Raw genomic sequence first — 5,100 nt, forward strand, 5'->3', positions numbered from 1 at the left:
CATTAAAACCTGCCTCACTTGAGGCCATTTCAGAAATTAATTCCGATCTTTGTTCTGTTGTAAGCTTCATTGTTCTTTCTTTGATTTTTAAGTTCACTACAAATATAAGAACTTTGGAGCTTACACACTTTTTTAGGACAGTATCGACTTTTGGCAGCGTTGGCACATCTCGCTGATGACGTGGTTTCGCGATTATATTTATTTCCCACTCGGTGGCAGTCGTTGCTCGCGTGCAAAGCAGTTGCGCAATACGTTTGTTGTGTTTCTCGTCAGTGGTCTTTGGCACGGCGCGAATTGGACATTTGTTTGTTGGGGGCTTTATCACGCTTGCCTTTTTGTGCCCAGCATTCTGCGCGGCCATAAAGCGGAAGAAAAATCCCTTAAGGGCATCTTAGGACTGGTGCGTACTGGTGGACAGATGCTCCTTACTTTCTTCCTCGTCATGTTGGGGTGGATACTTTTTAGGAGTGCTACGCTCACCGATGCCGCCCACTATCTGATGCGTATGTTCACAACGCTTCGTCCCGCCATGCCTACTCATGGTAAGCAAGTGCTTATCTATGTGGCCTTGATGCTGACTGTCGAATGGTGGCAACGTCATCGCCAACACGCTCTCCAGTTTCCGCCGCGTTTCCTCAATGCGCCTCTCCGCTTTGTGCTCTACTATGCCATCATCGCAGCCATCTTTTTTGCACTGGGTGCAGGCACGAATTTCATCTACTTTCAGTTCTGATTTCTTATGCAGCAGCCGTTCCTTAGAAAGTTTATTCTGCGCACGCTCTTCTTGCTCACACCGTTCTTTCTCTACGTTGTGCTCTATGTTGTGTGCGACCCTTTCAAGGTGCTGCGCTCTTACGCATCTTTCTACGATAATGATGCTCCAGCTTGGGTCAATCTCAATGCCGACTATGTCAGTACGATAATTTACTACCTCTGTTTTTCTGCCGCTGCGCTCCGCTTGCTGCACCGCGTTTACGGCACTCATCTTTCCTCGCAACAGAAATGAAGAAATTTATCTTGCGCACCTTTTTGCTCATCTTACCGCTGCTGTTGTTTCTGACGGCTGCCGAGATGTATCTCCGCTCACTTCCCAATCCGTCGCGGGCGAAGAATGCTTGGTTGACGGCTCATGCTGATTCTGTGGAGGTGCTGATTCTCGGGAGTTCGCATTCCTACTACGGTTTAGCCCCAGAAGTTTTTGGTCCGAAGGCTTATAATGCCGCACAGGTTTCGCAGACGCTTCGCTATGATAATTTCATTCTCGACCACTATGCCTTCCGCTCGTTGCGGACGGTGATTCTTCCCATTTCCGACTTTTCTTTCCACGAAGATTTTGAGCATGATGCCGACTGGTATTATGCCTCCCGCTACCGCCTTTATATGGGGTGCGACTATCATAGTTGGTTGAGTCGCTATGGCTTCGAATTTTGCTCGATGCCTACTTTCCGTGAACGCCTCAAAACACTTTGGCAGCCTGCGCGGCTCACCTGGAGCAAGCTCGGACAAGGCACCGATTACACGCTTGCCCAAAAGCCCAAAGATTGGAACAATGCTGAGGCACGCGCTCGCAACAACACTTTCCGTGATGCCAAGAATGTGGCTCTCAACGAAGCTTTCTTTCGCCAACTCATCCAAACTGTCACGCAGCGCTATCATGCGCGCCTCGTTTTGATCTCAACTCCGCTCACGGCGCGCTATCGTGCCTGCCAGTATGCCCCACAGGTGCGCGCGATGGAAGCTCGCATCCGCAGGGCAGTGCAGTCCCATCCGCATGTGAGCTATTTCGATTTTCGCGCCGATACGGATTTCACGGCCAACGACTTCTATGACGCCGATCACCTCACGCTGGAGGGGGCAGAAAAACTTTCCAAGAAATTGCGGACGCGATTGGCGCAAGAATCTGTTGCAGCAGGTGGCACGCCGCTACCTACCCGACAGAAAGAACAACAATAAGGGGCGCGGCATAAGAGTGCGGCCCGCCGTTCCCGAAAAATATATTAACTTTGCAATACATACATAGTTACATAGGACAATGAAAGACCTGAAAGATAATAAAGTCAGTATTACAGAATTTCTTGATAATGACGAGAAGAAGGACCTCCTGCGCCTGCTCACAGCCGGTAGTGTTGATGATGGAAAATCAACGCTGATTGGTCGCTTGCTCTTCGACTCTAAGAAATTGTACGAAGATCAGCTCACCGCGCTGGAGCGCGATTCCAAGCGCGTGGGAAATGCTGGCGAAAACATCGACTATGCTCTTTTGCTCGATGGCTTGAAGGCCGAGCGCGAAGAGGGTATCACCATCGATGTGGCCTATCGCTATTTCTCCACCAATAAGCGCAAATTCATCATTGCTGATACGCCGGGACACGAGCAGTACACGCGCAACATGATCACGGGCGGATCTACGGCCAACCTTGCTATCATCCTCGTTGATGCCCGCAACGGCATCATCACACAAACGCGCCGCCACACTTTCCTTGTTTCCCTGCTCGGCATCAAGCATGTGGTGCTGGCCGTCAATAAGATGGACCTTTGCGGCTTCGATAAGGCGGTGTTCGATAAGATTGTGTCGGAATATATGGACTTTATCCGACCGCTCGGCATTGAGGACATCACTTGTTTCCCGCTGAGCGCGCTCGATGGCGATAATGTGGTGGATAAGTCGGAGCGTACGCCGTGGTACGAAGGGCCTGCGCTTCTCGATTTCCTCGAGACCATTCCTCTCCATGCCGATCATAATATGAAGGACTTTCGCTTCCCCGTTCAGTATGTCAGTCGTCCAAATTTGAACTTCCGTGGTTTCTGCGGCAAAGTGGCCAGTGGTATCATTCGCAAAGGCGATGAGGTGGTGGCCCTGCCTTCTATGAAACACTCTCGCGTGAAAGCCATCGTGCCACCTTATGCGCCCAATCAGAAGCAACTGGGTCCTGACGGTTCTACGCTGAATACCGAAGAACTACCTATGCAGACGGTGGACTATGCCTTCCCGCCCGAATCCGTCATCTTGCAGTTGGAGGACGAAATAGATATTTCGCGCGGCGAAATGCTGGTGAAGGCCGACAACCTTCCTTTTGTGGGGCGCAACTTCGAGGCGATGCTCGTTTGGATGGACGAGGAACCGATGGACCGCTCTAAGGCGTTCTACATCAAACAGACCACGAACACGAGTCGTTGCCATGTGGACCAAATCCTCTATCGCATAGACGTGAATACCCTTGAGCAGAGCGAATGTGAGGCTTTCCGCCTCAACGAAATTGGCCGTGTGGTGATTCAGGCCTCTAAGGAACTCTTCTTCGATTCCTACAAACTCAACAAGCAAACAGGCTCGTTCATCCTTATCGACCCGATAACGAACAATACCTCTGCCGTGGGTATGATTATCTCGGCTGTGGATGAGAAGGAGTTGCACAACGCTGAAGCCATTCCTACACTCGACCTCCCGAAACTGGGTATTGCCCCCGAACACTATGAAGCTATCGAGCGAGCCGTTGGTGAACTCGACCGACAGGGCATTGCTGTTCGCATCGTGAAGTAAGCCGTCCTTCTCCAGAGCCCTGCTCTCGGAGCTTATCTCAAATACGGAGATTCCCATAATCGTCTTGCAAATTTCGGTTTGCTGGCCGTTTATGGGAATCTCTTGTTTTGTAAACAGAATTCTTATTTTACGGGTCTGAGAATGGCTTGAAATCCAAGTTAAAGTAAAGAGAGTGTCTGGCCAGTCTGACTTTTCTGGTCGCTCCAATAAGGATGTCAGCTGACATCCTTATTGTGTCGGCTGACGCAATAAGGATGCTGGCTGACGCAATAAGAAAAACTATGAGCAAGAAGGGGCTGTTGATTACTCAAAAAGAGCAGAAAAAATGGAAAAATCTTGATTTTTTAGGTTTCTGAGAGCTGTTGAGCGATTTTTGCCTGCTGCCGAACAATAGAAAAAGCAGATTTTCTGCTGAAAACGGTCGTGTTTATCTGTTGTGATATTCTATTTCACAAAAGGTCATTGTAAAGAAACTTCGGACTTATTGAGCTGTGAGAAAAAGCCTGATAAGTCCGAAGTTTTTATGATTGTCTTGGGAATTTTCTATGTGGTGGAGAGTCGCGCAGCTTTGTGGGTTTGGCAAAGGAGTAGACCCGCGAATGTCAATAAGCCATTGAGCATTAGGAGTTCGTAGCCAAACTTGTAGTCCCATAGGAGGGGCGCGTAATGGTCAAGCAAACCGCAAATGATGGGACTGGCAATGCACACCCAGGGCACAAGGCGGTCGCGCACGCCACGCCGCGTGAATAGGCCGAAAGCGTAGAGTCCCAATAATGGGCCATAGGTGTAGGATGCCATGACATAGATAGCGTTGATGACATTGGTGGAATTGATGGCGCGGAAAAGTAGGATGGCGGCGAAGAAGGTGAACGACATGAGGATGTGTACAATTTTGCGCGTGCGCTCTTGTCGGGCTTTTTCCCAATTGTGGCGCTCCACTCCGATAAGGTCGATGCAGCAACTCGTGGTTAAGGCTGTAATGGCTGAGTCGGCACTGGAAAAGGCGGCGGCCACAATGCCGATGGTGAAGGGGAATATGACGATACTGCCCAAACTACCGTTGCTCACCAGCATGGGCAGGAGGCTATCGGTTTGCTCTGGGATGGCGATGCCTTGCTGGGCGCAGAACGTAAAGAGCAATATGCCAAGGACAAGGAAAATGAGGTTGACGGGCAGGAAACAAAGGCCGTAGGAGCACATATTCTTTTGCGCTTCACGCAGGTTCTTGCACGTGAGATTTTTCTGCATCATATCCTGATCCAGTCCCGTCATCACGATGACGATGACGATACCGCTGAAAAATTGTCGCCAGAACGATTGTGTGCCTTCCCAAGCAAAAATGCGGCTCAATGGGCTTTGGCTGACCGTGGCGAGTACTCCGTGTAAGTCCAGTCCGAGTCTGCTAATCACTGCCCACAAGATGCCACCGAGGGCGAGGAGCATACAGAGCGTTTGCAGGGCATCGGTGCGCACAATGGTCTTGATGCCGCTGCTGCGCGTGTAGAGCCAGATGAGCAGCAGTGTGATGAGAGCGGTGAGCGGATAGGGGATGCCAAGCGGTT

General features: G+C 50.4%; 5 protein-coding genes. 4 read left to right on the top strand and 1 reads right to left on the bottom strand.

Features of this window, described 5'->3' with window-relative positions; translation table 11 throughout:
* Positions 1-142: 142 nt before the first annotated feature.
* From ABLA33_RS09840 to cysN, 4 genes are all read left to right on the top strand, one after another.
* Positions 143-733 (top strand): MBOAT family O-acyltransferase, encoded by a 591-nt coding sequence (locus ABLA33_RS09840; protein ID WP_347720169.1) that lies wholly within the window; start codon positions 143-145, stop codon positions 731-733.
* Positions 734-739: 6 nt separating this feature from the next.
* The gene (locus ABLA33_RS09845) at positions 740-1,006 is read left to right on the top strand and encodes a hypothetical protein (RefSeq protein ID WP_347720165.1); all 267 of its coding nucleotides are present in this window, start codon (positions 740-742) and stop codon (positions 1,004-1,006) included.
* The gene (locus ABLA33_RS09850) at positions 1,003-1,953 is read left to right on the top strand and encodes an SGNH/GDSL hydrolase family protein (RefSeq protein ID WP_347720166.1); all 951 of its coding nucleotides are present in this window, start codon (positions 1,003-1,005) and stop codon (positions 1,951-1,953) included. Before ABLA33_RS09845 ends, ABLA33_RS09850 begins: the two co-directional genes overlap by 4 nt.
* A 79-nt stretch (positions 1,954-2,032) precedes the next feature.
* A complete protein-coding gene (gene cysN, locus ABLA33_RS09855) occupies positions 2,033-3,538 on the top strand; it encodes a sulfate adenylyltransferase subunit CysN (RefSeq protein WP_347720167.1) in 1,506 nt (501 codons plus the stop codon).
* Positions 3,539-4,081: 543 nt separating this feature from the next.
* On the opposite strand, the gene ABLA33_RS09860 is transcribed toward cysN, so the two are convergent.
* On the bottom strand, positions 4,082-5,100 hold a 1,019-nt coding region (locus ABLA33_RS09860), incomplete at its 5' end, for a sodium:solute symporter (protein ID WP_347720168.1).

Source organism: uncultured Alloprevotella sp. (genome assembly GCF_963536905.1).
Lineage (GTDB): Bacteria > Bacteroidota > Bacteroidia > Bacteroidales > Bacteroidaceae > Alloprevotella.

Coding starts and splice junctions, on each gene's coding strand:
- ABLA33_RS09845 (WP_347720165.1), top strand. CDS start 740: ATGCAGCAGCCGTTCCTTAGAAAGTTTATTCTGCGCACGCTCTTCTTG.
- ABLA33_RS09850 (WP_347720166.1), top strand. CDS start 1,003: ATGAAGAAATTTATCTTGCGCACCTTTTTGCTCATCTTACCGCTGCTG.
- cysN (WP_347720167.1), top strand. CDS start 2,033: ATGAAAGACCTGAAAGATAATAAAGTCAGTATTACAGAATTTCTTGAT.